Origin of the sequence: Streptosporangium sp. NPDC000563 (genome assembly GCF_040299985.1) — a bacterium.
GTDB lineage: Bacteria > Actinomycetota > Actinomycetes > Streptosporangiales > Streptosporangiaceae > Streptosporangium.
The window spans coordinates 1-26,566 of sequence record NZ_JBEPDA010000048.1; the positions used below are offsets into that span (position 1 = coordinate 1).

Sequence of the window (26,566 nt, forward strand, 5' to 3'; positions counted from 1 at the left end):
GCAGCAGCAACGCCCACTGTGACCTGCGGGTGAAGGCACGCTCGCGCCCTGGCGGGCACTCCCGCGCGGGCCTTCACCCCCGGCCTGAAGGCCGGAGCACCGGCCCGCATTTCGGTAGACCGCCCCGGCCGCCGGTCACCGCCCGCGCCCAGCCCCCCCGCGGACCGATGACCACTCCGGCACGTGCCCCGGCACCCCCGGCCACCGGCCACGAACCGGCGCGATCGCGACCGGGAACGCCGGCGAACCGGCACGATCGCGAACCGGCTCCCCGATTGGCGTCGTAGATCGGCTTCCTGGAAGACTCGGCAACATGACCCAGATCAAGTTCTACGGTCGCAGGGACGCCTGGTCCGACCGGCGTCAGGAGATCTCCGACACCGTCCACGGCTGTCTGGTGAACGTCTGGCGGCTCCCCGAGGACAAGCGGTTCCACCGGTTCCTGCTGCTGGACGCCGAGGACATGATCTGCCCGCAGCGGAGCGAGCGGTATCTCATCGTGGAGATCGTCTGTTTCAGCGGCAGGACGGACGAGGCCAAACGCGCGCTGATCCGCGCCCTGTTCACCGAGGTCGGTGACGCCCTCGACCTCCCCGCCGAGGACCTGGAGATCGTGATCATGGAGTCCCCCAAGGTCAACTGGGGCATCCGCGGCCTCCCCGGCGACGAACTCACGCTCACCTACCCGGTCACCGTCTGAGAGCCGAGCGCCCTTCCACGAACCCGCACCGGGAAACCGTTCCCGTCGTCCGTACGACCGGATCCCCCTCAGCGGCCAAAGCGAGCGAGACAACGAATCATTGAATGTTCACGTTCGTCTCGCTCGCCGAAAAGGTACGCGAGGCGATCGCTTCTCACGCGATGGCTTCCGGGACGGTGACCCGCTTCGCGCCCTCCGTCACCGAGATGTCCCGAGCCGGGCGACGGGACGAGACCGGGCAGGCGGATATCCGCCACATAAACGTACGGTGGAGTGTGGAGGTGGGCGACATGGGCCAGGATTCGGGTCATTGCCTAGATTCGGCAGCATGATTGACCTAGCGGGTCGGCGAGCCGTGGTGACCGGAGCGGGCAGCGGGATCGGGCGTGCCTGCGCGCACCGGCTGGCCGCGGCCGGAGCACACGTGCTGGTGGTCGACATCGACCCCGAGGCGGCGGCGAAGGTCGCCGCGGAGATCTCGGGCACACCCGTCGTCGCGGACCTGTCGGAACCGGATTTCGTACGGGCGATCCCGCCCGGTACGGACATCGTGGTGAACAACGCCGGGTTCCAGCACGTCGCCCCGATCGAGGAGTTCCCCCCAGAGGTGTTCTCCAAGATCCTCAAAGTGATGGTGGAGGCGCCCTTCCTGCTGGTCAGGGAGGTCCTGCCGGGAATGTACGAACGCGGCTGGGGCCGGATCGTCAACATCTCCTCGGTCCACGGCCTCCGCGCCTCGCCCTACAAGGTGGCGTACGTCACCGCCAAGCACGCCCTCGAAGGGCTGTCCAAGACGATCGCCCTGGAGGGCGCCCCCCACGGCGTCACCTCCAACTGTGTGAATCCCGCCTACGTCCGCACCCCCCTGGTGGAGAACCAGATCGGCGCCCAGGCCGGAACCCACGGCATCGGCAGAGACGAGGTGATCGAGCAGATCATGCTCGCCCCCGCCGCCGTCAAACGGCTGATCGAACCCGAGGAGGTCGCCGAACTCGTCGCCTACCTCTGCGGCCCGAACGGCTCCTTCGTCACCGGCACCTCCCTCCCCATAGACGGCGGCTGGACCGCCCGCTGACCCCCGCAAAGCCACCTAACATCGCAATGAACCCATGAGTCCTCGCCGACCACCGGCCTGAGGAGAAGAGGTCGCGAAGAACGAGCGATCTCACCGCGACGCACCAGCGCCGCAAACAAACACGAGGGAAGCGGATGAGCGACGAGAAAAGGAGCGGGACAGGAAGAGCCTCACCGCGATGCCCCAGCGTCCTTGGTGGTGGGACTACCCGTGAGGCCGCGCCGGCGACTGGACTGAGGAGAGGAAGGTCGTGAGGAACGAGCGATCTTCCTCGACGAGGGAAGGAGCCGGACAAGAGCGGCCTCACCGCGACGCGTCAGCGTCGCCAACAACACAGCGGCCGAACCGCGACGCGCCAGCGTCGCCAACAACACAGCGCCAAACAACACAGATCTTTCTCGAGCTGTTGGCCAGGGAGGCTTCGGCCGTCGAGTTCGAGGGACCCGTTCTCGCGGCGAGGTCCGACGGGATCGGCGCGGAGGCGCTGGCGGAGCTGGAGGAGGCCAAGCTCGCCGCGCTGAGGGTGCGGGCGCTGCTGAGGCGCAGGGCGAAGCGTGAGGCGGAGCTGTCGGCGCTGTTCGACACGGCGGGCGACCTCGCCGGGCTGCGGGACCTGGACGCCGTCCTAGAGGCCATCGTGCACCGGGCCAGGCAGTTGCTCGGCACGGACGCCGCCTACATGACGCTGCACGACCCCGAGCGGGGCGACACCTGGATGCGGGTGACCGACGGCTCGGTGTCGGCGAAGTTCCGGGCGCTGCGGCTCGCCATGGGCGCGGGGCTCGGCGGGCTGGTGGCCCAGACCGCCACCCCGTACTCGACCGCCGACTACTTCGCCGACGAGCGTTTCCGGCACAAGACCGACATCGACGACGCGGTGCTTGAGGAAGGGCTGGTCGCCATCCTCGGCGTGCCGCTCAAGCTGGGCGCGCGGGTGATCGGGGTGCTGTTCGCGGCCAACCGGAGCGTACGGCCCTTCACCCAGGACGAGGTCGTGCTGCTGGGCTCGCTGGCCGCGCACGCGGCGGTGGCGATCGACAACGCCCGGCTGCTGCAGGAGACCAGGCACGCCCTGGAGGAGCTCAGCGAGGCCAACCGGCAGGTGAGCGCGCACAGCCAGGCCGTGGAGCGCGCCGCGCTCGCGCACGACCGGATGACCGGCCTGGTGCTGCGCGGCGGCGGGGTCGAGGACGTGGCGGCGGTGGTGACGGAGGTGCTCGGCGGCTCGCTCGCGGTGCTCGACGACGCCGGGCGCCCGATCGCCGGGGACGCGCGCGTCCTGGAGGACGGCGCGCTGGGCAAGGACGCGATCGCGGACGCCGCGCGCTCGTCGAGGGCGCTGGGGCGCGGTGTACGGCAGGGAGATCTGCTGGTCGCGTCGGTGGACGTGGGCGCGGAGCCGCTGTGCACACTGGTGTTGCGCAGCGGCGGCCAGGTGTCGGACGCCGACCAGCGCATCCTGGAGCGGGCCGCGCTGGTGACCGCGTTGCTGCTGCTGTTCAGGCGTACGGTGGCCGAGGCGGAGGGCCGGGTCAGGGGTGAGCTGCTCGACGACCTGATCTCGCGGCCCGCGCTCGACGGCCTGGCCGACCGCGCCCGGCGGGTCGGGGTGAATCTGGACCATGACCATGTGGTGGTCGTGGTGCGCCACGGCGGTGGGCGGGAGCGTGCCGCGTTCTGGGCGTCCTCCCAGGCGGCGATGCACCACGGTCTCGCCGCGCAGCGCGGCGACGAGGTGGTCCTGATGCTCCCCGGGGACCGGCCGGGGCCGCTGGCCAAACGGGTCGCGACCGAGCTGAGCGCCTCACTGGGCCATCCGGCCACGGCGGGCGCCGGAGGGCCCGTGCGCGGCACCGCCGAGGTGGCCGCGGCGCACCGGGAGGCGCAGCGTTGCGCCGACGCCCTGGTGGCCCTGGGGAGGGCCGGGGAGGGTGCCGGCGCGAGGGAGCTGGGTTTCGTCGGGCTGCTGGTCGGTGAGGGCCGCGACATCGGGGCGTTCCTCACCTCGGTGCTCGGCCCGGTGATCGACTACGACGCCCGCAGGGGCACCGCTCTGGTGCAGACCCTCACCGCGTACTTCGGCATGGGCGGCTCGCTGTCGCGGACGAGCGAGGCCCTGCACATCCACGTCAACACGGTCACCCAGCGCCTGGACCGGATCGGCCAGCTCCTCGGCGACGACTGGCAGAGCCCCGACAGGGCGCTGGAGGTCCAGCTCGCCCTGCGCCTGCACCGTCTCAGCGGCTGACCGGGCCGCGCCGGACCGTGCCGGGACCCGTCAGGCCAGGCCGGGCCACACCGACTCGCCGGGGGGCCGGGCCGACTCGCGGAGGGCCGCCGCACACGTCCACATAGAGCACCTGTCGGCTATGGCGGTCGTACCCATAGGAGTGACGCCGGTCACTACGTACGGTAGCCGAAATCCCCCCAACAGCGACTTCCCCTGGTGAGTGAGATGGCAGAGAAAACCCGTACCCCCATCGGAAAGATCGTCGGTGCCAGTCTCGTCGGCACCACGATCGAGTGGTATGACTTCTTCCTGTACGGCTCGGCCGCCGCGCTGGTGTTCCCGCAGTTGTTCTTCCCCGAGTCGGAGCCGCTGACGGGCACCCTGCTGGCGTTCCTGACCTACGCGGTGGGCTTCGTGGCCCGCCCGCTGGGCGCGCTGGTCTTCGGGCACTTCGGCGACCGGCTCGGCCGTAAGAAGCTGCTGGTGATCAGTCTGCTGCTGATGGGCGGGGCGACCTTCCTGATCGGCTGCCTGCCGACCCACGCGGCGATCGGCATGGCGGCACCGCTGCTGCTGACCTTGCTCCGGCTCGTCCAGGGCTTCGCCCTCGGTGGCGAGTGGGGTGGCGCGGTGTTGATCGTCTCCGAGCACGGCGACGCCGCGCGCCGCGGCTTCTGGGCCTCCTGGCCGCAGGCCGGCGCCCCCGGCGGCAATCTGCTCGCCACCGCCGTGCTGGCGGTGCTGGCCGCGGTCCAGACGGACGAGGCGTTCGTGAGCTGGGGTTGGCGGATCCCGTTCCTGCTGTCCGGTGTCCTGGTACTGGTCGGCATGTGGATCCGGCTCTCCATCAGCGAGTCGCCGGTCTTCCAGCAGGCGGTCGCCAACGCAGAGCCCGCGCCGTCCCTGCCGATCGTGGACGTCTTCAGATACCACTGGCGGGACGTCCTCATCGCGATCGGCGCCCGCTTCGCGGAGAACGTCTCCTACTACGTGATCACCGCGTTCGTGCTGGTCTACGCGACGGCACAGGCGGGACTGCCGAAGCCCCTCGTGCTCAACGCGGTACTGATCGGGTCGGCCATCCACTTCGTCTCGATCCCGATGTGGGGGGCGCTCTCCGACCGGCTCGGCCGCAGGCCCGTCTATCTGATCGGCGCCGCCGGGGTGGGGCTGTGGGCTTTCGCCTTCTTCCCGCTGATCGACACCAAGAGCTTCGCCGCGGTCACCCTGGCGGTGACCGTCGGACTGATCCTGCACGGCGCGATGTACGGCCCGCAGGCCGCGTTCTTCTCCGAACTGTTCGCGACGAGGATGCGCTACTCGGGCGTCTCGATCGGCTCGCAGCTCGCCTCGATCGTCGCGGGCGCCCTCGCCCCGCTGATCGCGGTCGCCCTGCTGGACACCTACCGGTCGGCGTTCCCGATCATGCTGTACGTGGCCGGAGCCGCCGTGCTCACCCTGATCACCGTGTATGTCTCGCGCGAGACCAGGGGGCGCGACCTCGTCACCATCGGCACCCCCGACGAGGCCAAGACCACCACCCGCTGAACCGTACGGAGAGACGTCTGATGCACATCGAGAACCGGCCGGTGCCCACCGGCCGGATCACCCAGAATGTCCTGTCGGTCGTGGGGAGCGCCTCGGAGAACACCTCGGAGAGCGGCGAGACGGTGCTGTTCGTGCACGGGAACGTGTCGAGCGCCGCCTTCTGGCGGGCCACGCTGCTCGCCCTGGCCGAGGCGGGCCATCGGCCGCTCGCCGTGGACCTGCGAGGCTTCGGCGACACCGAGCCCGCCCCTGTCGACGCCACCCGCGGCCTGCGGGACTACTCCGACGACGTGCTCGCCCTCCTCGACGCCCTCGGGCTGGACGGCGTGCACCTGGTCGGCTGGAGCATGGGCGGCGGCGTCGTGCTGCAGGCGCTGCGCGACCGGCCGGCCGCCGTACGGAGCGTGACGCTCGTCAACCCGGTCTCCCCGTACGGCTTCGGCGGCACGCACGGCCCCGACGGCGTGCTGAACCACCCCGACGGCACCGGCTCCGGGGCGGGCGCGGCCAACCCCGACTTCGTGAAGCTGCTCGCGGCCGGGGACACCTCCGGAGACTCCCCGGTCTCGCCGAGGAACGTGATGCGCACCACGTACGTGAAGCCCGGCACGATGATCGACGACGAGGACGCCCTGGTCGCGTCGTTGCTGTCCACGAGGGTCGGCGAGGACAACTACCCCGGCGACGCGGTGGCGTCGGAGGAGTGGCCGGGGGTCCGCCCCGGTACGCGGGGCGTGCTCAACTCGTTCGCCCCGACGCACTTCCGGCTCGACGACCTGCACACGATCGACCCGAAGCCGCCGATCCTGTGGGTGCGGGGCGAGGCAGACGTGATCATCTCCGACACCTCGCTCTTCGACCTGGCCCACCTGGGCGCCCTGGGGGCCGTCCCCGGCTCGCCCGGCACCCCCGCGCAGCCGATGGTCGCCCAGACCCGCACCGTCCTGGAGCGGTACGGCCCGTACACCGAGGTCGTCCTGGACTGCGGCCACAGCCCGCACATCGAGCGGCCCGCCGAGTTCCGCGCCGCCCTCTCCGACCACCTGAAGCGGAGCCGACCATGAGTAGCAGTATCAATGGCAACGCTGCGCGTCGCGGTGAGGCCGCTCTTACCCGACTCCTTCCCTCGTCGATGAAGGCCGCTCGTTCCTCACGACCTCCCTCTCCTCAGTCCAGTCGCCGGCGCGGCCTCACAGGTTTGTTGGCGGGGGTCGTGGCTGTCGGGCTCGCCCTGCTGACGGTCCTCGCCGGGGCGCCCGCGGCGAGTGCGGGGACCGCACCGGCGCACTGCGCCAAGCTGGACCGGGTGACGGTGCCGGGGGCCGAGCACCAGGTGAAGGCGTGCCTGGACGACCTCACGACGGCGGGCACGACCGTCTCGGGGCACACCGACCCTGCCGACTGGGCGGGCCTGCACCCGGCGGGGGCGGTGAACCCGAAGGGCGTGCCCGGCATCCAGATCGACGGCTACTTCCCCGACACCTCGACCTTCAACACGACGCACGGGTGGAACCACGACTCGCAGTTCGTCCTGCGGCTGCCGGACGACTGGAACGGCGGGCTGGTGGTCACCGGCACCCCGGGCAACCGGGAGCAGTACGCCAACGACTTCACCGTCTCCGACTGGGCGCTGGCCAAGGGGTACGCCTACGCGGTGACGGACAAGGGCAACGTCGGCGCCACCTTCTACAAGGACGGCCGCAAGCCCGGTGACGCGGTGGCCGAGTGGAACGACCGGGTCACGCAGATCGCGATCGCGGCCAAGGCCGTCGTCGCGCAGCGCTACGGCAGGCTTCCCAAGCGGACCTACGCCGCGGGCATCTCCAACGGCGGATATCTGGTCCGCTGGCAGCTGGAGAACCGGTCCTGGCTCTACGACGGCGGGATCGACTGGGAGGGCACGCTCTGGCGGGTCAAGGGCGACAACCTGCTCAACTACCTGCCTCCGGCGCTGCGGGCCTATCCGGCGGGTGACACCCAGGCGATGTACGACGCGGGTTTCGCCCGTGGCTCGGAGTTCCTGTGGCCGTTCCACCACCAGTACTACTGGGACCTGACCCAGCGCGTCTACCGCGAGGAACTCGACCCCTCCTTCGACGGCGACACCGACGCGGGCACGCCCTTCTGCTCCTCGGGCACCCCGGCCTGCGACGCCGACTACGACTACGACGCGCGCAAGCCGTACGCGGCGGTGCGGAAGATCGGGCTCACCGGCCGGATCGGCAAGCCGCTGATCACGATCCACGGCACGCTGGACACGCTGCTGCCGATCTCCCGCTCCGGCGACGTCTACGCGGACATGGTCGGCGACCGCCGGCCGTTCCGCTACTACCGGATCACCGACGGCACCCACGTGGACAGCCTCTACGCCTCCTACCCCGACAAGCTCCGCCCGTTGCTGCCGTGCTTCCGCAGCGCCTTCGAGACCCTGGAGAGCTGGGTGGAGCGTGGGCAGAACCCGCCGCCGAGCGCGACGCTGCCGAGGCCCTCGACCGGTGACCTGCCCAACGAGTGCCGGCTGAGAGCGTGACCCCACTCCCCTGAACCGCCGGACACACCGACCCGGACCCGTATGACGGCCCGGCGCCGCACAGCCCCGACGGGCCGTGCGGCGCCGGGCCGGATCAGTTGAGCATGTAGCGCCGCTGGACGCTCTTGGTCACCCGGACCGCGTTCCTGACCAGCGGTATCCGCAGCGCGACCCGTTTCAGCAGCGGGTACCAGGGCTCGGAGGGCTCGGCGGCGGCGGATTTACGGATCTCCACCCGGCCACCGCGGTTCATCTCCACCTTGAACCGGAGCCCGGTCTCCTCGCCGTCGACCCGCAGGAACGGCGCCCAGATCCCCGGCGCGAGGAACCCCTCCCGGTACGCGAGCCTGGTCGGGATCTTGGCGATCAGCCGTCCCGCCAGCTCCCCCGGGACACCGGGCTCGACCAGCGCGGGCGCGGTCACCTCGCGTTCCCTGCCTTCGGCCTGGCGGAACACCAGCTCCGCGGGCGGCCCTCCGCTCGGCGGCACGTAGGGCACGGGCACGACGACGAAGACGTGCTTGCGCTGCCTGATCACCGTCGTACCCGGTGAGACCAGGACGATCGACTCGGGGAACGAGCGGGGTTCCACGCAGATCCCCAGCTCCCCCCTGTCGGACCACCAGGGGACGACGAGCCGCCTGGAGCAGTCGGCGACCATTCCCGTGCAGTTCAGCGGCGACCCCGTCACCCGGGTGCTCGCCTGTTGCACCCCGCCGTACATGCGCACGTGTATCTCCCACAGTCCCGGCGGCAGCGGTCCGTCCATGGCCGCCGAGTCGATGTCCAGCCGGGCGGTGCCCGTGATCTGGAGCCTGACCCCGTTGCGGTGACGGCAGCGGGTCATCGAACAGTCCGAGGGCAGGAAGTGGATCGTCCCGGTGTCCTCGTGTCTGACGTAGACCTCGAACCGCGCCTTGGCCGCGGCCTGGCTGACGTCGGCCATCTCGGGCGGCAGGCGGAGCCCGTCGAGGGGGACGGGAGGCTCCCAGAGCAGGCCGCCCTCCCCGTAGGGGACGAAGCGCATGGGGGTGCCGTCGGCCTGGGTCATCTCCACGGTGAGCCGCAGGGTGAGCGCGCCGTCGTCCCAGGCGAGGTCGTCGAGGTCGGCCTGGAGGTGGACGCCGCGCATGGCTCCGGCCAGCGCGACGAGCTGGTCGAGCCTGCCGGCGCGGAGCAGTGCGGCACGGACCCTCAGCGGTACGGGCAGCAGGAGGTCGAGGCGCGGGGGGAAACGCTGGACGACCAGCTCGCGCAGGGTCGTGAAGGTGACCGCCCGATCCGCGGAGGAGGTGACGAACCGGTTCCCGCCGAGCCGTCGCAGCACCGCGCCGCGGAACCACTGGGCGTACATCCGGTCGCGCCGACGGCCTTCTGGGACCTCGTCGTCGATGACGTCGAGCAGTTCGCGCAGCTCCGCGGCCCAGACGTAGGGGTCCTGCGGCGGTTCCTGACGCTCGGTGACGTGGCAGCAGACCCCGTCGGCCATGACGACGATGTTCTCGGCCCGCAGATAGGCGCGGAGCACGAAGGTCTGCTCGGCCAGGAGGCCGCCGGGGTCGGAGAAGTTCAGCGCCTCCGCGTCGAGGAAGGCCCTGCGGAAGAGCTTGTGCGGGGTGAGCAGCGTGAGCAGCCGGTCCCGCACGATGTCGGCGTTCTCGCGGTCGGCGTCGAAGACCGCGGAGGACGGCCTCCGGTCGTTGATCAGCCGTCCGAGGAGGATGTCGGCCCCGGTCTCCACGGCCCGCGCGTACATCCGCTCCAGGGCGTCCCTCTCCAGGCGGTCGGCCTGGTCCAGCAGGTAGACGTACTCGCCCCTGGCGACCATGAGGGCGAGGTTGCGGCCGCGCATCGGCGAGCCGGTCCGCTCCAGGTGGAGCACCCTGACGTTCGACCGCACCGCGGCCAGGGTGTCGAGGCGCTGCTGGATCCCGTCGTCGGAGCCGTCGTCGGCGAAGATGACCTCGTAGTCCTCGGAGGCCATCGACTGTTCCAGCACCGACCGGATACAGGCGTCGGCGCCATCACCGGGGTTGTGCACCGGCACCACCACGCTGACCTTCACGTCCATGCGGCCAAGGGTGCGGCGCGGGACGCCGGGAGGCGATCAGACTTGCCGACTCCTGGTCTCTCAGTACCAGCCTTTGGCCTGGGAATGGGCCCAGGCGCCGCAGGGCGAGCCGTAACGGCCCTTGATGTAGCCCAGCCCCCACTCGATCTGGGTGGCCGCGTTGGTCTGCCAGTCGCTGCCCGCGCTCGCCATCTTGTGGCCGGGGAGGGACTGGGGGATGCCGTACGCGCCGCTGGAGGTGTTCATGGCGCGCTCGTTCCAGCCGCTCTCCTTCATCCAGAGCTTCTCCAGGCAGCCCCACTCGCCGGACCAGCCTCTGGCGTCCAGCATCTGCTTGCCGAGTGCCCTGTTGCCGGTCGGGTTGGAGGTGCCGGGGGGGAGTTGCTGCGGGCTGAAGCCGCCACCGCCGGGCGCCTCGTCAACGATCTTGACCTGGTTGAGCGCCTTGCGGTTGTCGCGCTCGGCGGCGATCTTGTCGGCCTTGAGCGCCTGCGCGGCCTGGGCCTTCAGCATGTCGGACTCCAGGTCCGAGCCGAACGGGTCGGAGCCGAGCATCTGCGCCATCTCGTCCAGGGTGAGCGGCGTCGTCTTCGGTGCCGAGGCGTTCTGAACGGCGGTGTAGGCGGTGAAGGCGCCCACGCCGACCAGCACCACGAGCGCGGTGCCCAGGATGAGGGCCCGCTTGGTGGTCATGCCGCGCTTCGAACTGGGCGCGGCGGACTTTCCCGCGTCGGCCTTCCCCGCGTCGGCCTTCCCTCTGCCGGCCCTGCGGCTCGCGCGGCGGGCACCGGGCGCCGAGCGCTCCCTCAGTTCCTGTGATCCTGGACTCACGACCTATGAGCTTGCCGTGGGGAGGGGGGTGGTCCGCAACCGGAACGGGAGAGTTGGTCGGCGCTCGGCTGTACCCGCAGGGGTTTCCGGTGACACAACCGCCAGGCCACGGGTACTTTCCCGGCAATGAAAGCATGGGAGTGATTTTGCTCACATTTTGCCTTATGGGATAACTTCGACCACATTGATGATCATGAAAGTGCCCGAATCGTGGTCTGACCACCTAATTCAGGTACTGTTTGCGTTATGTCTGGGTTTTGTGACCCAGCGGAACCAACCAAGCCTTGGGAGAATGATTACCCGGTGGCAGGCATCCTTCTCGTCGAAGACGACCCCTCGGTCCGGATCGGGCTGGAGCTCGCGCTCACCCGGCAGGGACACTCCGTCACCGCTTACACCAGCGGTGAGGAGGCCCTTGAGCACATCAGAACGCGCCGACCCGAGATCGCCATCCTGGACGTCATGCTGCCCGGCATCGACGGCGTCGAGGTGTGCCGCCGTATCCGCAGGCTCGACCAGCTGCCGGTGATCCTCCTCACCGCCAGGGGCGACGACCTCGACGTCGTCGTGGGACTGGAGGCGGGGGCCGACGACTACGTGGTCAAGCCGGTCGAGCCCCGCGTGCTCGACGCCCGCATCCGCGCCGTCCTGCGCCGGATGGAGTCGGTCGCCTCCGACCGCATCACCTTCGGCGACCTGGTCATCGACCGGGGCGCGCTCAAGGTGGCACTGGGGGGCCGCGAGGTCCACCTCACCCCCACGGAACTGCGGCTCCTGCTCGAACTCGTCCGCCACCCCGGCCAGGTGCTCAACCGCAGATACCTGTTGCGGGCCGTCTGGGACCACACCCACGTCGCCGACTCCCGGCTCGTCGACGCCTGCGTCCAACGGGTCCGTGCCAAGATCGAGGCGGTCCCCGCCGAGCCCGAGTTCATCCACACGGTACGGGGATTCGGCTACCGGTTCAGCCCGCCGTGAGACCGGCGCTCCCTCCCGCTCTCCGGCGGATGTACACCGGTCTGCGCGGGCGCCTGGTGATCACTTTCACCCTGATCGCCGTCACCGCCTCCGCGGTCGTCGCGGGAATCGGCTACGAGTTCGTCAAGAGCCGCATGATCGGACGTGCCGAGCATGTGGCCGTGAGCGACGTACGCGACACCCTGGAGGGCATCAGGGTGCCCGTCGGCGGACTCTGGCCGGGAGACGGCCCACCGACCGACGAGGAGATCAGCACGCTGCAGCGGAGCCTGCGTCCCCAGGGCGGCAGGGTGGTGGTCCGCTACGAGGAGTACGTCTACCCCGACGGCGACTTCGGCACCAAGGACGTCCCCGGCGACCTCGCCGCCAGGGCCACCCAGCGGATGGTCGCCAAGCGCATGACCATCCGCGGCGACATGTGGCTGCTCATCGGCACCCCCGTCTGGCGGATCGAGCCCATCCACACCGCGCAGCCCACCGGGATGATCGTCTACGTGTTCGCCCCCCTCATCGAGGAGGACCGGCTCCTGAGCGGCCTGCGGCAGCCGCTCGCCGTCGCCGGCGTCGCCATGCTGATCATCGCCCTCTCCCTGGGCCTGTTGTCGGCCAGGCAGCTCCTGCTGCCGGTGAGGCGGCTCGGCTCGGCGGCCCGAGCGCTCGGAGCGGGCCACCTGGACACCCGCCTGCCCGTACACGGCCAGGACGAGCTCGCCGAGCTCACCGCCACGTTCAACGACACCGCCGCAGCCCTGGAGCGGAGCGTCACCGAGCTGCGCTCGCTGGAGGCGATGTCCCGCCGTTTCGTCGCCGACGTCTCCCACGAGCTCAGGACACCGCTCACCGCGATGACCGCGGTGACCGACATGCTCTCCGAGGAGGCGGAACGCCTGCCGCCCGAGCCCGCGACGGCCGTACGCCTCGTGCTGCGCGAGATCGAGCGGCTGCGGACCCTGATCGAGCAGCTCATCGAGGCGAGCCGGTTCGACTCGGGCACGGCCACGCTGAACGTGGACACCGTGAACATCGTGGACGTGGTCTGCGACTGCCTGGACACGCGCGGCTGGTCGGACCGGGTACGGGTGAACGTGCCGGAGGGACTCACGTTCTCCGTCGACCCCAGGCGTTTCGACGTCATCGTCGCCAACCTGGTGGGCAACGCCCTGCGCCACGGTGAGCCCCCGGTGATGGTGACCGCCCGCAGCACCCCGAACGGCCTGGAGGTGAAGGTGCGCGACCACGGCAAGGGCATCCCTGCGAAGGATCTGCCCTTCGTGTTCAACCGTTTCTACAAGGCCGGGGCCCGGGGTGACGGCAGCGGGCTCGGCCTGTCCATCGCGCGGGCCAACGCCCAGCTGCACGGCGGCACGATCTCGGTCCGCGCGCAGCGGCCGGGAACCCTCTTCACGGTCTGGCTCCCCCCGGCATGAGACGGCTCACCCGCCCGTACGGCCCGACGGCCCTCGGCAGGAGGCGGCCCGTCCTTTCGACCGTCCCCCACAGCGGACGGCCCACCCTCCCGACCGACCTCGGCGGAAGACGGCTCATCCCCACGACGTCCCTCGGCAGGAGGTGGCTCGCCCGGCCGGCCGTTTCCGGTGCGAGGTGGCTCGCCTGCCTGCTCTCCGCCTCCCTGCTGCTCGGCGGATGCGGCATCTCCCCCACCGAGGTCCAGGACTACGGCCGTCCGCCGGTGATCAGCTACAGCCCCACCTGGGTGACGGTCTATCTGCTCCGCGACGGCCGGCTGGAGCCCGTCAAGATCCCGGTGGTCTCCGACTCGGCGAAGAACATCATCGACACGCTCTTCCGGGCCGGCAAGCAGCCGCCGAAGGCGGGGCTGACCAGCGCGCTCAACGACTTCAGCCACTACGACACCAAGACGACCCGCTACTCCGACAACACCGACAACACCGATCAGCGCAACGAGCCGAACGACAACCTGGGTTACCGGCTGAACGTGATCATCACGGGCCAGGGCAAGGTCACCAAGGAGGCCCTCGCCCAGATCACCTGCACCATCCGGCAGAACAAGCAGGAGAGCATCTGGAGCGTCGAGGTCACCCGGCTCTTCCCCGGTACCCCGGAGACGATGGGCGACCGGGGCTGCTTCGAGTTCCGCAATCTCGCGGCCCCCGGAGTGCGGCTGCCCCCCTGACAGACCCCGTCCCTCCTCCCCCCGGCACCCGGGCCAGGCGCGCATGGGGCACCGGAATCCCGCGAAGGCCAGGGGTACGGACACCGGAATCCGCGGGCGCCCCGACGCACCGGCCGCCACCGGAGGCACGGAGCCACAACGCGCGGAGCCACAACGCGCGGAGCGCGGTCGCGGGGCCCGTACAGCCCGCGACCGCGCTCCGGCGACGTCCGACGCCCCGTCACATCGTGATGTCCTCCAGCATCTCGGTGACCAGCGCCGCGATCGGCGAGCGCTCGGAGCGGGTCAGCGTGACGTGCGCGAACAGCGGGTGTCCCTTGAGCTTCTCCACCACCGCCACGACGCCGTCATGGCGCCCCACCCGCAGGTTGTCGCGCTGGGCGATGTCGTGGGTGAGGACGACCCGGGAGTTGGCGCCGATCCGGCTCAGCACGGTGAGCAGCACCCCGCGCTCCAGCGACTGCGCCTCGTCCACGATGACGAAGGCGTCGTGGAGCGACCGGCCGCGGATGTGGGTGAGCGGAAGCACCTCCAGCATGCCCCGGTCCATGACCTCCTCGATCACCTCGGGTGTGGTGACCGCGCCCAGGGTGTCGTAGACCGCCTGCCCCCACGGGCCCATCTTCTCGTTCTCGGAACCGGGCAGGTAGCCCAGTTCCTGGCCGCCCACGGCGTACAGGGGACGGAAGACGATGACCTTGCGGTGCTGACGGCGCTCCAGGACCGCCTCCAGGCCCGCGCAGAGGGCGAGCGCGGACTTGCCGGTGCCCGCTCGGCCGCCCAGCGAGACGATGCCGACCTCGGGGTCCATCAGGAGGTCGAGCGCGATCCGCTGCTCGGCAGAGCGGCCGTGCAGGCCGAAGACCTCGCGGTCGCCGCGTACCAGCCGCACCGACTTGTCGGGCAGCACCCGGCCCAGCGCGGAACCCCTGCTCGACAGCAGACGCAGGCCCGTGTGGGTGGGCAGGTCACGGGCGTCGACCAGGTCGGCCGTGCCGTGCTCGAAGAGGGTCTCGACGTCCTCCGCGGTTACCTGGAGCTCGTCCATGCCGGTCCAGCCGGACTCCACCACGAGTTCGGCGCGGTATTCGTCCGCGGCGAGCCCGATGGAGGCGGCCTTCACCCGCATCGGCAGGTCCTTGGAGACCAGCACCACGTCGTGGCCCTCGGCGGCGAGGGTCTTCGCCACGGTCAGGATGCGGGTGTCGTTGTCGCCGAGCCGGAACCCGACGGGCAGGATGGACGGGTCACTGTGGTTGAGCTCCACCCGGATGGTGCCCTCGCCGATCGGCATGGGCTCGTCCAGACGTCCGTGTGTCACCCGGAGTTCGTCGAGGTATCTCAGCGCCTTGCGCGCGAAATATCCGAGCTCTGGATGATGGCGTTTGCCCTCCAACTCGGTGATGACGACGATCGGGAGGACGACCTCATGCTCGGCGAAACGGCTCATCGCCGTTGGATCCGCCAGGAGCACCGAGGTGTCCAGGACGTACGTGCGCCGCTGCACTGCCGGCGACGTGGGTGAGGACGAAGGGTTTGCCACGCGTTCTCCCCCGGGCACCATTGACGGTGCCCTGCCATGAGCTGGGATGCGGACCGGCCAGGGGCCCGCTCACGAGAACGTCGAGCAGGGACCGTTGACCGGCCCTCCTCAGCAGGTCGTGACGCAAAGGCGGGCCCTCTCCGGCGTAGGTGAGCTGTGCTCTCCTACTTCTTACGGTACGTCCTGAATGCCCGACTTCCAACTGCTTAAGACCGCCCGAAAGGGGTCGTTCATGTGGAATTTCAGGAACCGTACCTGCGGTGTCGCGCGGCGTAGGAGCGGAGAGCCCGCAAGAAGTCGACCCTGCGGAAGTCAGGCCAGTAGGCCTCGCAGAAGTAGAATTCGGAGTGAGCGCTCTGCCAGAGCAGGAAACCCGAGAGCCGCTGCTCCCCCGATGTCCGGATGACCAGATCCGGATCGGGCTGGCCGCGCGTGTAGAGATGCTCCGCGATGTGCTCGACATCGAGGACCTCGACAAGGTCCTCGATACTTGCGCCCTTGCTCGCGTGCTCCTGGAGAAGGGAGCGCACCGCATCAGCGATCTCACGCCTTCCTCCATACCCAACAGCAACGTTCACAATCAAACCGGGACGATGTGATGTCGCTTCTTTTGCGTTTTTGAGCACCCGAGCCGTGTGATCAGGTAAAAGATCAAGCGCGCCCATGGGCTTGATGTGCCATCCGTCGGCCACGAGTTCCTGGACCACATCCTCGATGATCTTCACCAGGAGGTCCAGTTCGTCCTTGGAGCGGTTGATGTTCTCGCTCGACAGCAACCACACGGTGACGACCTCGACACCGGCCTCCCGGCACCAGCCGAGCAGCTCCGAGATCTTGTCCGCGCCCTTGCGATGCCCGCGGCTCACGTCGTCGAGGCCCATCGAGCGCGCCCAGCGCCGGTTGCCGTCGACGATCACGCCGACGTGCCGGGGAACCATCTCCTTGTGACGGGACAGCTTCGACTCAAGCCGGCGTTCGTACAGGCGGTAGACGAGATCGCGCACGCCCATTGAAGCCCCTCCCTCAGCACTGCCACGAATGGGCACTGACAGGCAATTATCACCGCCCCGCGGACCTCTCGGCCCCCGCTACAGGGATCTGGCGGCCTTGCCCGGGTTGGGAGATCTCAGGCACTCCTCGGCCTCCGCGACGAGCGCCTCCACGAAAACGCCCAGCTCGGAGGAGGTCAGAACGGCGCGCATCCCCACCCCGTCGCTGCCCCACGCCTCCAGGAACGCCCTTCTGGTGACCCGCCACTCTCCACCGGGCCCCCGTCGCCCCGGGACCCAGATCGGGATGGTCCGCAGCTGGCAGCGGAGTTCGCCCCCGCCGACGACACCGTTCCTGGCCCGGTAACGAAAGGCGAACAGTTCCTCGTCGCCGGGAAAGCGGTCGTCGGGGTCGGGCCATCGGGCCTCGTGCCCCGCACGCGCCTCGGCGACCCCTCGCGCCAGCCGGGTGAGGAACCAGCCGCACCGCTCACCCACCGTGCCGTACAGCGCGCCGTCGCGGTGGAGCCGCAGGGTGATCTCGTACGGCGTACCGGCACTGTCACGGCACGCCACTGGCGTAACGGTCAGATAAGAACCATCAAGACAACGCAGTCCCCCCACCTCAGAGAGGGTATCCCGCCCCAGTCCGCCAAAACATGATCAACGCCCTCCATGTCCCCGCCATCCGGGCGACGCCCCTGGCGTACGCCCCCACGTCCCCGCCATCCAGGCGACCCCCGGCACGCACTCCCAAGGCCGCGCCACCCATGCCCCGAGGCCCACACCACCCCGGCGGCGGTGCCGCCACCCCGCACACGTCCTCAGGGCGGCGTCACCCGGCCTGTCGGGGATCCTCAGGAGCCGCCCCCGCCGCAACCGCCCCCGCAACTGGAACCCGAACCGGAGTCGCCCCCACCGTCGCCACCGCCGTAACCCCCGCCACAACCGTGAGAGGAACTCGCCGAGGCGCCGGAGGCACCGTGACGGCGGGAGGAGCCGCGTCGCAGCGCGGGAGGCGGTGGCGGGCCCTCCATGGACAGGATCCCCGCCAGCCGCCCGTCCTCCCACTGCTTCAGACCGTGCAGGGCGACCCCCAGGATGTTCAGCTCGTCATGGTCGACGTGGTCTCCGGCGCGGGGTGGCAGGGACCTGTCCTCGCGGTGGCGCAGTCGGTAGTGGGCCAGCGCGGTCTTCCCCGCACGGTTGGGGTGGGTGGGGTCGGCCCGTCCCGAACCGGGCGCGTCGATCAGCCCCAGGTCTCTCAGCCGCGCGATCAGCATGGTCACCGCGGCCCCCTGGGCCACTCTGTTCCTGATCGCCCAGACCGGCACGCCGCCCGCCTGTCCCCCGAGGTGGTCGAGGACCTCGGTCTGCGCCGGCTGGGTGAGCACGCCGACCTGGCCTGACACCTGCGTCAGCCACCCGTCGCGCCGTGCCCTCACCGCCCCTACGGCGGTCAGTGAGGCGAGCGCGGTGTCGGCCACTCTGGACCGGCCGCCCGCGAGCAGCGCCAGCTCGTACGGCGTCAGCTCGGGCCCCTCGTAGACGCGCGAGGGGCGCACGGCGAGGCGCAGCGCGATCAGCCCCGCCACTCCCAGAAGCGCGAGACCCACCACGACGACGATCTGTACGGTCTGCATGACGGCCTCCGCGATGGTCCCTGCCTGAGGTTCACTACCCGGTGGACGAACGGGGAGGACCAGAAGTTTCTGCCGCGCCCTGTCCGGCGCGACCGATATCGGTCACCCGGCTCGGCACCTCCGGTCCGGCGACTCCCGGCTGAACACGTCCGCTCGAAGGCACCCGGTGAGGCCCGTCAAGACACCCTGGCGCGACAGGCGCCCGGCCCGGCGCAACCAGCTCAGCGCACGCGGTTCAGCGCACCCGGCCCGGCGCACCCGGCTCAGCGGCGTCCTCCGAGGAGCCACCATCGGCGGGGCGGGGGGCCGGGTTCCGGGGCCACGGGCTCCTCCGGCAGCCGTCCCGCCGCGCGGAGGTGGTCGGCGAAGTCACTGGCATCGGCGTGGGAACCACCCTGCGGCTTGGGACGGCCCCGCGCGTAGGCGTCGAACTCCCCGGCGAAGCCGTCGCCGAGCAGCGCGGCCAGATCGGGCCGCAGTCTGGCCACGGTCCTGCGCCGCTTGGAGATCAGGGCGGCCTCCTGGATCCGCAGCCGCTCCCGGTCGAAACCCCGGGGCGCCTCCTCCCCGGCCACCAGGGCCGCCACCAGGGCCGCCTGCGCCTTGGCCAGCGCCTCCCTCGCCCCGTCCTCAGGCACGGGCCATCGCACCGCGGATCCGGCCGAGCTCCCCTTCCAGGGCGCCGTCGCTGGGGTAGTCGTCGTCCCATTCGAGCAGCACACCGGGTGGCTCGACCCGCGCGCACAGCTCGGAGAGGATGTCCAGCACGTCCTCGGGGACGTGCGCGGTGTGGGTGTCGTGCCACAGCCCCCGGTGGGAGTGGCCCCCGGCGACGTGGACGTAGGCCAGCTCGGACAGCGGCAGGCCGTCCAACGCGGCGACGGCCGACAGCCCCAGGTTGACCTGGTTCGTGTAGAGGTTCGCCACGTCGATCAGGAGCCCGACACCCGTCATCTCCACCAGTTCGCCGAGGAAGGCGGCCTCGGTCATCTCGTCCTCCGGCCAGCCGAACAGGGCGGCGACGTTCTCCAGGGCCAGCGGCACGGGAAGGGCGTCCTGCGCCCGTCGCACGTTCTCGGCGACGACCGAGAGCGCGGCCCGGGTGCGCGGGACGGGAAGCAGGTGCCCGGCCTCCATCCCGCCCGCCCGTACGAAGGCGAGGTGTTCGCTGACCAGCGGCGCGTCCAGGGCTCGGGCGCAGTCCGCCAGATGCGCCAGCCGCCGCGGGTCGGGGGACTCGGCGCCACCGATGCCGAGCCCGACACCGTGCGGGATCACGGGTGTCCCGCGGGCACGCAGCACCCGCAGTGACTCGGGGAGCCGGGAGGGGTTCACGTTCTCCGCGATGACCTCGACGAAGTCGACACCGGGCAGCCGCTCCACGGTCAGGTCGATCTCCGGCCGCCAGCCGATGCCCACCCCCAGCGCCCCAGGCTCAGCCACCGCAACCGGAGCCGCAGCTGGAACCGCAGCTGGAGCCGCCGCCGTCGCTCGATCCGCCGCTGTCACCCGACCCACCGGAGTCGCCCCAGCCGCCGGAACCGAAGTCGCCGCCACCTCCGAAGGAGAGGCCGTCACCGGAGTTCGAGCCGCCACCCCCGCAGGAGCCCGTGGCGCAGCTGTTGGCGGCGCCCGCGGTCTGACGCTGCAGCTCCTCCTCCAGTCCGGGCTCGTTGAGCTCGCTCAGGCCGTACAGGGCGACGGGAATGCCGACGGCGAAGGCCAGGTCGGGCACCAGCGGGCGGCTGCCTCGCACATGGGCTTCGCGGGCGGAGGCGAGCACCTGGTGGCCCGCGTTGCTCAGGGCGTCGCGCAGGGCCCGCCTCTGCCGCGAGTAGGCGGAGAAGCCGCCGATCGCCGAGATCATCCCCACCAGGAGCGCGAAGGTGCCCAGTCCTCCGGTCGCCCCGGCGAGCAGGATGCCCGCCACGACGATCACCTCGATGATCGAGGCGATCTGGAGTCGGCTGAGCAGCGCCTGCGCGTGGTCGAGCGCACCTTCGGGCACGAGCAGGCCGAGCCCCAGCAGCCGGTAGCGCAGACTCTCCACGCCCCGCCCCTCGGCCACCGCGCGGCGGACCTCACCCACGGGGGCCGAGCCTCCGCGCAGGTGGAGCGCCTCCATGACGGCGTGCTCGATCGGGTCGGGAGAGGGTTTGGCGCCGGCGACCAGGCTGGTGTGCCCGCCTCGCGAGACCCGGATCACCCCGGCCCTGGCCAGCAGGCCGAGCGCGGTGTTGATCACGCGGCGCGGCCCTCCGGCGAGATAGGCGAGCTCGTACGGGTTCGGCGGTCCGCCGTAGTGGCCGGCCATGGCCGAGCGGACCCGGCGGTGCTCACGGCGCACCGTGAGGGCTGTGGAGAGGATGACCAGGCCGACGACACAGGCGATGACGAAGAGCGAGAACTCCATGTCCGCCTCCTCGGGGGGAAAGGTGGGCCACAGGAGCGGCGTCCCGTGCACTCAGATGGACGCGCACAGCCTGGCAGAAGTTTCGCCCGACTTCGACGGCGACTCAGTGAGATGTCGGTCACCAGGCGAAATGCAGCCACCCGCCCCGAGTACGCCGGAGACCGGGAGCCAGGGCTCCCGGTCTCCGGCACGCCCGGATGGCACGGTCCTTTCAGCCCAGGCGGGCGACGAGGGCCTTGTGCTCCTCCCAGAGCTCTCCCGGCAGGTGGTCGCCGAAGGTCTGGAAGAAGGCGGGCATGAGCGACGCCTCGTGCCTCCAGATCTCCTCGTCGACGCTCAGCAGCGTCCGCATGTCCTCGTCGGAGACGTCGAGGCCCTCGGTGTCGAGCCGCTCGGGGAGCAGGCCGATGGGGGTGCGTACCGCCTCCGCCTCGCCGTTGAGGCGGTCGACGATCCACTTGAGAACGCGGGTGTTCTCGCCGAAGCCGGGCCAGATGAACCTGCCCTCGTCGTTCTTGCGGAACCAGTTCACGTAGTAGACGCGCGGCAGCCGCGCGTTCTCACGCCGGCCGATCTTGAGCCAGTGGGCGAAGTAGTCGCCCATGTTGTAACCGCAGAAGGGAAGCATCGCGAACGGGTCGCGGCGCAGCTCGCCGACCTTGCCCTCGGCGGCGGCGGTCTTCTCCGAGGCGATGTTCGCCCCTACGAAGACGCCGTGCCGCCAGCCGAATGCCTCCGTCACCAGGGGGACCGCGCTGGCGCGGCGCCCGCCGAACAGGATCGCGGAGATCGGCACGCCCTCGGGGTCCTGCCACTCGGGGGCGATCGTCGGGCACTGCGCGGCCGGGACCGTGAAGCGGGCATTGGGGTGCGCGGCGGGCTCGCCGGACTCCGGCGTCCAGTCGCGGCCCTTCCAGTCGGTCAGGTGCGCCGGGGGCTCGTCGGTGAGGCCCTCCCACCACACGTCGCCGTCGTCGGTGAGGGCGACGTTGGTGAAGATGCTGTTGCCCCACAGCGTCTTGACCGCGTTGGCGTTGGTGGACTCGCCGGTCCCGGGGGCGACGCCGAAGAATCCCGCCTCGGGGTTGATCGCGCGCAGCCGTCCGTCGGCGCCGAAGCGCATCCAGGCGATGTCGTCGCCGATCGTCTCGACCTTCCACCCGGGGAGGGTCGGCTGGAGCATGGCGAGGTTCGTCTTCCCGCAGGCGCTCGGGAAGGCCGCCGCGACGTAGCGCGTCTCTCCCGAGGGCGGGGTGATCTTGAGGATGAGCATGTGCTCGGCGAGCCAGCCCTCGTCGCGGGCCATCGTGCTGGCGATGCGCAGGGCGTAGCACTTCTTGCCGAGCAGGGCGTTGCCGCCGTACCCGGAACCGTAGGACCAGATCTCGCGGGTCTCGGGGAAGTGGCTGATGTACTTGGTGGGGTTGCACGGCCACGGCACGTCGTCCTGGCCGGGCTCCAGCGGGGCGCCGACCGAGTGGACGGCCTTGACGTAGCCGCCGCGCTCCTCGATGAGCCGCAGGGCGTCCTCGCCCATGCGGGTCATGACGCGCATGGACACGACCACGTACGGCGAGTCGGTGATCTCCACGCCGAGCTGGGAGATCTCACCGCCCAGGGGGCCCATGCAGAACGGCACCACGTACATCGTCCGGCCCCGCATGCTGCCCTTGAAGATCTCGCCGAAGGTACGGCGCATCTCGGCGGGAGCGATCCAGTTGTTGGTCGGCCCCGCGTCCTCCTCGCGCTCGGAACAGATGTAGGTCCGGTCCTCGACCCTGGCGACGTCGCTGGGGTCGGAGGCGGCGTGGAAGCTGTTCTGCCGTTTGGAAAGGCGCGTGAAGGTGCCCTGCTCGACCAGCAGGTTCGTCAGGCGGGTCCATTCGGCCTCGGAGCCGTCGCACCATTCGATCCGGTCCGGCTGGGTCAGCTCGGCGATCTCCTTGACCCACCCCGCGAGCTCCTCGTGGCGGGTCGGGCTGACGGCGGTGGCATCTACGACAACAGACACTACTTGGGCTCCTTTACACTTCCCGGGACCAAGGCATCATTGACGACCGGACCGCGTCCAATCCAATTGGCGTAGACCACTGAATTAACGCGATCACACGTCTCGACACCCCGGACCCGACGCCCCTGCCGACGTATGCCCAGGCAGGAGGCGCGGGGTTTCGAAACCCCTACCCAAAAGAAGTGACTCTAAAAAAGCCGTCCCACCAATGGTATAGGCCAATAAGAAAGGTCTAAACCAATCACCGGACAGGTTCAGACCAATTTTTTCGCCATTTTCCCCGATGGGGTCAGGAATTCACGTCCGGCCCCGCGGCCCGCACACGGTCGACGTGTTGCAGCGCGTCCCGCAGATCCGCCAGCCAGGTGTCGGTGTGGTTGCCCACCAGACGCACACACCAGGCGAGCGCGTCGCTGCGACTGCGGGCCACTCCGGCGGCGACGAGAGTGTCGAGCACCTGGCGCTCCGACTGCTTGAGCCGGGTCATGACGGGCACCGAGAGTGTGGTGAACATCACCGTCTCGTCACCGACCGCGACGCCCCAGGAGACCTTCCTGCGGAAACGATGCTCGGCCTCCAGCGCGATCTCGACGCGCCGCTCCCTCGTCTCCTCGCGGAAACGCAGGATGCCGCCCTCCACTGCGGCGGAACGCTCCACCTCCGAGACGTCGTCACCGAGCGCGGGAGCCCGGAGCCTGCCGACCACCGTGATCTCCTCGCGGTCGAGCACGATCTCCACTCCACCCTCGAACCACTCCTCGGGGAGCCTCCCCGAGAACCAGCCGCGCAGCTTCTCCACCGCTTCGTCGTTTTCCATGTAATTTAGATTACATCGCTTCGTAGATCGAAGCCAGCATCGCGAGGGAAGACCGGAGAGGCGCCCGCGGGCGAGGAAACGGAGTTGCCGAAGTCAGGTCCCCGGGCGAGCGCGGCGGGCGATCACCCGAGGGCAATCGAAGTCGCGCGCTCGGCATCGGGCCGGCGGAGCCGGACCGGCGCACCAGGGCGGGACCGGGCCGACGGCGCCGCTCGGCACCGGGCCGCTCGGCACCGGGCCGGCGGACCCGGGCGGCACCGGGCTAGCGGACCCGGGCGGCGACCCCCGGGCTGATCCGGACGGCCCCGGCGAAGTTGCGGGTGGTGACGGGGACGAGCTTGACCACGTCGCCGGTCCTGGGAGCGTGCAGCATCTTGCCGTCCCCCCAGTAAATGGCCACGTGCGAGACATAACCGGGGTTGGTGGGGTCGTGCCGCCAGAACAGCAGGTCACCGGGCTGCGCCTGGGCGAGCGGAATCTGGGGTCCTGAGACGAACTGCTGGTGCGTCACCCGGGGCACCTTGATCCCCGCCTGCGCGTACGCCCACTGGACCAGGCCCGAGCAGTCGAAGCTGTCGGGTCCCTCCGCCCCCCACACGTACGGGCGGCCGAGCTTGCCGATCGCGGCGGTGAGGGCGGTCGTGACCTGCGGGGCGGTCATGAAGGAGCTCGCGGACCAGGTCGTCGCGGTCTTGTCGGGAGTCACGGTCCTGCCGGGAGCGGTGGTCTTGCCGGGAGCCCGCAGCACCGGGTTGATCACCGCGACCTGTGCCCCCTTGGGCAGGGCGCGCAGGAGGGTGAGGCGCAGCTTCGCGGAGTCGGCCTTCGGCGCGCTCACCACGAGCGCGTTGTTCTCCGGGATGCCCAGGGCGCGGGCGGTCGGCCGGGAGACCACGGCGTCGATGGCGCCCATGCCCATCGTGGCGTAGGCGCCGACGCGCAGCTCACGCCCGGCGGTGGTGAAGGTCTTGCCCAGCGGCATACCGCCGTCGTTGCCCAGGACGAAGGAGACGGCAACCTCCCCCGCCGAGACGTTCCGCCAGAGCCGGTCGGAGCGCGCGGTCGGTTTGGGGGTGTACGCACGGAACGTCGAGGGGTTCACCCCGAGGGTCTGCACCCGCTTGCCGTCCAGGACCACCTCGGCGGCGTCGGCGCGCTCCACCGCCCGCACCCCGGAGAGCTGGGCGACCTTGGCGACCGCGGCCGCGCTGAGCGGCCTGTTCGCGACGACGAACAGGTGCGGCTGCCGCATCGAGGTGAGCGGCGCCACCGGTTCCGGAGAGCTACCGTTCTGCCCGTCCTGAACGGGTTTGGCCACCTGGGTCGGCAGGGTGGCGACGGACTTGCGCATCGTGATCTTCTCGGGCTCGGTCTCCGGCATCTGGGTGAAGACCATCAGACCGGTGGCCAGCAGGCCGACGAGCAGGACCGCCAGGATCGGAACCGCCCGCCTCATCAGGCGGGCGGTGCGGTAGCTGTAGCGGGGACGAGGGGTGTAGGCGAGGTCCTGCCGGGCTTCCCGGATCAGGTCGGAGACACGTGGTCGCCGCTTGAACACGACATATCCCCTTCCCCGCGAACTCCAGCCCTACGAGGGTGCCGTAGACCGTCCCAGGATGCACGCAAACCCACCGAAAAGCACCCAATCTGCAATGCAGCCACAAGTTTTGCGAAAGCCTGTCAAATCTTTGGGCACACGGCAATCCGCCGGGACGCCCGTCCCGGCGGATCAGCGAATCGATCAGGGTTCGCGGAGGTCAGTTACCGATGTACGGCACGGCCTCAAGGATCTCGACCGTGTTGGAACGGCCGTTCGGCATCGTGTAGGTCGCCTTCTCACCGATCTTCTTGCCGTTGATCGCCGAACCGAGCGGCGACTTGGGCGAGTAGACGTCGATCGGGGCGCCGCTCTCCTCGCGCGAGGCCAGCAGGAAGGCGACCTCCTCGTCGTCGCCCTCGAAACGGACGGTGACCGTCATTCCGGGGCCGACCACGCCTTCGGTGCGGGGCGCCTCACCGACCTTGGCACTGTCCAGGATCTGGCGGAGATGGAAGATACGGGCCTCCATCTTGCCCTGCTCGTCCTTGGCGGCGTGGTAGCCGCCGTTCTCCTTCAGGTCGCCCTCTTCGCGTGCCGCCTCGATCTTCTTGGCGATGTCAACGCGCCCGGGCCCCGAGAGGTGCTCAAACTCAGCCTTCAGGCGGTCATACGCCTCCTGAGTGAGCCAGGTGACGCTCTCGTTGTGGGAGTCGGCCACGGGTTCTCCTTGCTTCCTCGGGGGCTTCGTGCTTGGTGCCTGGGGGGTTGCTGTCGGTCGAATCTCGAAAGGCTAACAAGTTAACCCCTCGACCGCCTCCCCAAATGTCTCACTATACGAGATAGCAGTACTGGACGTGAACGGAAGTGGCCCGAGCACTGGTCTCTAGCCGTTCGGTAAGCCGAACATACCCCTCACCAGCCGGAATATTGACCTCCTTGCTGCCGACCTCGACGTGGCTGACATCGGTGGCCCGCAGACGGCAGAGCGCCGCGCGATCGGATGGTTTGACCGCTTCGAAGGTGATCTGCGCAGAATCGCCGCGACTGGTGTCGAATGCGATGACCTGGTCGATCACCTCCGTGTCCCCCTTCGCCGCCCACATCACGTAGCCCCACCCCCCGGCGCACACGACGCAGAGGATCGCGATCACGGCGTGCACCACGAAACGCCCCCTGCGCTCCGGGCGGTCGGGAAAGTCGCCCGGGGTGCCGAGGACGGGACCGTCCCGACGGCCCTTCTCGGCTTCGCTGGTGGCCATGACGGAATCTCCCTGCACTACCTCGGTGTTATCCGAGACAATTGTCCCCTGCGAGGGCCTCGCCCTCGCGACCGCCCAAGAGAAACTAACCTCTCCCTAGAGTCGACGACCCCCTCCTGAATGCCTGAAGGAGGGGGTTTGAGGTGCCGCCTGGTGCCTTGAGCCCGTATTGACCAGCCCCAGCCATCACGAACAGGAGGTGCATCCTCGATGGCTACGTTCACCGTAAGACA

At 69.9% G+C, this 26,566-nt stretch carries 23 protein-coding genes; 9 read left to right on the forward strand and 14 right to left on the reverse strand.

Annotated elements, in window-relative coordinates; all coding sequences use genetic code 11:
- The first annotated feature begins 313 nt into the window (after positions 1 to 313).
- The 6 genes from ABT352_RS39995 to ABT352_RS40020 all read left to right on the forward strand — a co-directional run bounded on the left by ABT352_RS39995 (position 314) and on the right by ABT352_RS40020 (position 8,083).
- The gene (locus tag ABT352_RS39995) at positions 314 to 700 is read left to right on the forward strand and encodes a tautomerase family protein (RefSeq protein ID WP_350950284.1); all 387 of its coding nucleotides are present in this window, start codon (positions 314 to 316) and stop codon (positions 698 to 700) included.
- 328 nt (positions 701 to 1,028) lie between these two features.
- A complete protein-coding gene (locus ABT352_RS40000) occupies positions 1,029 to 1,775 on the forward strand; it encodes a 3-hydroxybutyrate dehydrogenase (protein ID WP_350950285.1) in 747 nt (248 codons plus the stop codon).
- Positions 1,776 to 2,181: 406 nt separating this feature from the next.
- Positions 2,182 to 4,023 carry a helix-turn-helix domain-containing protein gene (locus ABT352_RS40005; protein ID WP_350950286.1) on the forward strand — a complete coding sequence of 614 codons (1,842 nt, stop codon included), beginning with the start codon at positions 2,182 to 2,184 and terminating at the stop codon, positions 4,021 to 4,023.
- Positions 4,024 to 4,230: 207 nt separating this feature from the next.
- Positions 4,231 to 5,553 (forward strand): MFS transporter, encoded by a 1,323-nt coding sequence (locus ABT352_RS40010; protein WP_350950287.1) that lies wholly within the window; start codon positions 4,231 to 4,233, stop codon positions 5,551 to 5,553.
- A 20-nt stretch (positions 5,554 to 5,573) separates the two neighbouring features.
- Positions 5,574 to 6,617, forward strand: coding sequence for an alpha/beta fold hydrolase (locus ABT352_RS40015; protein WP_350950288.1), 1,044 nt, complete (start codon positions 5,574 to 5,576; stop codon positions 6,615 to 6,617).
- A 149-nt stretch (positions 6,618 to 6,766) separates the two neighbouring features.
- The gene (locus ABT352_RS40020; protein WP_350950289.1) at positions 6,767 to 8,083 is read left to right on the forward strand and encodes a tannase/feruloyl esterase family alpha/beta hydrolase; all 1,317 of its coding nucleotides are present in this window, start codon (positions 6,767 to 6,769) and stop codon (positions 8,081 to 8,083) included.
- A gap of 94 nt (positions 8,084 to 8,177) precedes the next feature.
- Here ABT352_RS40020 and ABT352_RS40025 read toward each other — a convergent pair whose 3' ends face one another.
- Together ABT352_RS40025 and ABT352_RS40030 are read right to left on the reverse strand one after the other, a co-directional pair.
- On the reverse strand, positions 8,178 to 10,154 hold the full coding sequence (locus ABT352_RS40025; RefSeq protein ID WP_350950290.1) for a glycosyltransferase family 2 protein: 1,977 nt from the start codon (positions 10,152 to 10,154) through the stop codon (positions 8,178 to 8,180).
- Between the two features lie 60 nt (positions 10,155 to 10,214).
- Positions 10,215 to 10,985 (reverse strand): aggregation-promoting factor C-terminal-like domain-containing protein, encoded by a 771-nt coding sequence (locus tag ABT352_RS40030; RefSeq protein ID WP_350950291.1) that lies wholly within the window; start codon positions 10,983 to 10,985, stop codon positions 10,215 to 10,217.
- Positions 10,986 to 11,288: 303 nt separating this feature from the next.
- On the opposite strand from ABT352_RS40030, the gene ABT352_RS40035 reads away from it, so the two are divergent.
- From ABT352_RS40035 to ABT352_RS40045, 3 genes are read left to right on the forward strand one after another with little or no spacing between them, the layout of a single operon-like run.
- Positions 11,289 to 11,963, forward strand: a complete 675-nt coding sequence (locus tag ABT352_RS40035) for a response regulator (RefSeq protein WP_350950292.1) — start codon at positions 11,289 to 11,291, stop codon at positions 11,961 to 11,963.
- A gap of 29 nt (positions 11,964 to 11,992) precedes the next feature.
- A complete protein-coding gene (locus tag ABT352_RS40040) occupies positions 11,993 to 13,390 on the forward strand; it encodes an ATP-binding protein (RefSeq protein ID WP_350950293.1) in 1,398 nt (465 codons plus the stop codon).
- Positions 13,387 to 14,118: a hypothetical protein gene (locus ABT352_RS40045; RefSeq protein ID WP_350950294.1), complete on the forward strand. Its 732-nt coding sequence runs from the start codon at positions 13,387 to 13,389 to the stop codon at positions 14,116 to 14,118. Before ABT352_RS40040 ends, ABT352_RS40045 begins: the two co-directional genes overlap by 4 nt.
- Before the next feature lie 220 nt (positions 14,119 to 14,338).
- On the opposite strand, the gene phoH2 is transcribed toward ABT352_RS40045, so the two are convergent.
- The 12 genes from phoH2 to ABT352_RS40105 form a co-directional block, all read right to left on the reverse strand.
- Positions 14,339 to 15,682 carry an RNA 5'-3' helicase PhoH2 gene (gene phoH2, locus ABT352_RS40050; protein WP_350950295.1) on the reverse strand — a complete coding sequence of 448 codons (1,344 nt, stop codon included), beginning with the start codon at positions 15,680 to 15,682 and terminating at the stop codon, positions 14,339 to 14,341.
- 221 nt (positions 15,683 to 15,903) lie between these two features.
- The gene (locus ABT352_RS40055) at positions 15,904 to 16,671 is read right to left on the reverse strand and encodes an isoprenyl transferase (RefSeq protein ID WP_350950296.1); all 768 of its coding nucleotides are present in this window, start codon (positions 16,669 to 16,671) and stop codon (positions 15,904 to 15,906) included.
- A 78-nt stretch (positions 16,672 to 16,749) separates the two neighbouring features.
- Positions 16,750 to 17,226 carry a hypothetical protein gene (locus ABT352_RS40060; protein ID WP_350950297.1) on the reverse strand — a complete coding sequence of 159 codons (477 nt, stop codon included), beginning with the start codon at positions 17,224 to 17,226 and terminating at the stop codon, positions 16,750 to 16,752.
- Positions 17,227 to 17,507: 281 nt separating this feature from the next.
- Positions 17,508 to 18,293: a TIGR04222 domain-containing membrane protein gene (locus ABT352_RS40065; protein WP_350950298.1), complete on the reverse strand. Its 786-nt coding sequence runs from the start codon at positions 18,291 to 18,293 to the stop codon at positions 17,508 to 17,510.
- Between the two features lie 263 nt (positions 18,294 to 18,556).
- Positions 18,557 to 18,931 (reverse strand): SCO6045 C-terminal-like domain-containing protein, encoded by a 375-nt coding sequence (locus ABT352_RS40070; protein ID WP_350950299.1) that lies wholly within the window; start codon positions 18,929 to 18,931, stop codon positions 18,557 to 18,559.
- On the reverse strand, positions 18,924 to 19,736 hold the full coding sequence (locus ABT352_RS40075; RefSeq protein ID WP_350950300.1) for an MbnB/TglH/ChrH family RiPP precursor modification enzyme: 813 nt from the start codon (positions 19,734 to 19,736) through the stop codon (positions 18,924 to 18,926). Before ABT352_RS40075 ends, ABT352_RS40070 begins: the two co-directional genes overlap by 8 nt.
- Positions 19,729 to 20,706, reverse strand: a complete 978-nt coding sequence (locus ABT352_RS40080) for a TIGR04222 domain-containing membrane protein (RefSeq protein ID WP_350950301.1) — start codon at positions 20,704 to 20,706, stop codon at positions 19,729 to 19,731. The genes ABT352_RS40075 and ABT352_RS40080 overlap by 8 nt, the downstream gene beginning before the upstream one ends.
- A 211-nt stretch (positions 20,707 to 20,917) precedes the next feature.
- The gene (locus ABT352_RS40085) at positions 20,918 to 22,717 is read right to left on the reverse strand and encodes a phosphoenolpyruvate carboxykinase (GTP) (protein ID WP_350950302.1); all 1,800 of its coding nucleotides are present in this window, start codon (positions 22,715 to 22,717) and stop codon (positions 20,918 to 20,920) included.
- A 289-nt stretch (positions 22,718 to 23,006) separates the two neighbouring features.
- Positions 23,007 to 23,534 carry an ATP-binding transcription factor AbmR gene (abmR, locus tag ABT352_RS40090; protein WP_350950303.1) on the reverse strand — a complete coding sequence of 176 codons (528 nt, stop codon included), beginning with the start codon at positions 23,532 to 23,534 and terminating at the stop codon, positions 23,007 to 23,009.
- 262 nt (positions 23,535 to 23,796) lie between these two features.
- Entirely contained in the window at positions 23,797 to 25,092 is a 1,296-nt protein-coding gene (locus tag ABT352_RS40095; protein ID WP_350950304.1) for a C40 family peptidase, read from the reverse strand.
- Positions 25,093 to 25,291: 199 nt separating this feature from the next.
- The gene (gene greA, locus ABT352_RS40100; RefSeq protein WP_350950305.1) at positions 25,292 to 25,792 is read right to left on the reverse strand and encodes a transcription elongation factor GreA; all 501 of its coding nucleotides are present in this window, start codon (positions 25,790 to 25,792) and stop codon (positions 25,292 to 25,294) included.
- A gap of 112 nt (positions 25,793 to 25,904) precedes the next feature.
- Positions 25,905 to 26,333: a DUF4307 domain-containing protein gene (locus tag ABT352_RS40105; RefSeq protein ID WP_350950306.1), complete on the reverse strand. Its 429-nt coding sequence runs from the start codon at positions 26,331 to 26,333 to the stop codon at positions 25,905 to 25,907.
- Positions 26,334 to 26,566: the final 233 nt, after the last annotated feature.

Bases quoted from the DNA above. Each gene is read 5' to 3' on its own strand.
- ABT352_RS39995 (WP_350950284.1), top strand. From the start codon at position 314: ATGACCCAGATCAAGTTCTACGGTCGCAGGGACGCCTGGTCCGACCGG.
- ABT352_RS40000 (WP_350950285.1), top strand. From the start codon at position 1,029: ATGATTGACCTAGCGGGTCGGCGAGCCGTGGTGACCGGAGCGGGCAGC.
- ABT352_RS40010 (WP_350950287.1), top strand. From the start codon at position 4,231: ATGGCAGAGAAAACCCGTACCCCCATCGGAAAGATCGTCGGTGCCAGT.
- ABT352_RS40015 (WP_350950288.1), top strand. From the start codon at position 5,574: ATGCACATCGAGAACCGGCCGGTGCCCACCGGCCGGATCACCCAGAAT.
- ABT352_RS40025 (WP_350950290.1), bottom strand. From the start codon at position 10,154: ATGGACGTGAAGGTCAGCGTGGTGGTGCCGGTGCACAACCCCGGTGAT.
- ABT352_RS40040 (WP_350950293.1), top strand. From the start codon at position 11,993: ATGTACACCGGTCTGCGCGGGCGCCTGGTGATCACTTTCACCCTGATC.
- ABT352_RS40045 (WP_350950294.1), top strand. From the start codon at position 13,387: ATGAGACGGCTCACCCGCCCGTACGGCCCGACGGCCCTCGGCAGGAGG.
- phoH2 (WP_350950295.1), bottom strand. From the start codon at position 15,682: ATGGTGCCCGGGGGAGAACGCGTGGCAAACCCTTCGTCCTCACCCACG.
- ABT352_RS40055 (WP_350950296.1), bottom strand. From the start codon at position 16,671: ATGGGCGTGCGCGATCTCGTCTACCGCCTGTACGAACGCCGGCTTGAG.
- ABT352_RS40065 (WP_350950298.1), bottom strand. From the start codon at position 18,293: ATGCAGACCGTACAGATCGTCGTCGTGGTGGGTCTCGCGCTTCTGGGA.
- ABT352_RS40080 (WP_350950301.1), bottom strand. From the start codon at position 20,706: ATGGAGTTCTCGCTCTTCGTCATCGCCTGTGTCGTCGGCCTGGTCATC.
- abmR (WP_350950303.1), bottom strand. From the start codon at position 23,534: ATGGAAAACGACGAAGCGGTGGAGAAGCTGCGCGGCTGGTTCTCGGGG.
- ABT352_RS40105 (WP_350950306.1), bottom strand. From the start codon at position 26,333: ATGGCCACCAGCGAAGCCGAGAAGGGCCGTCGGGACGGTCCCGTCCTC.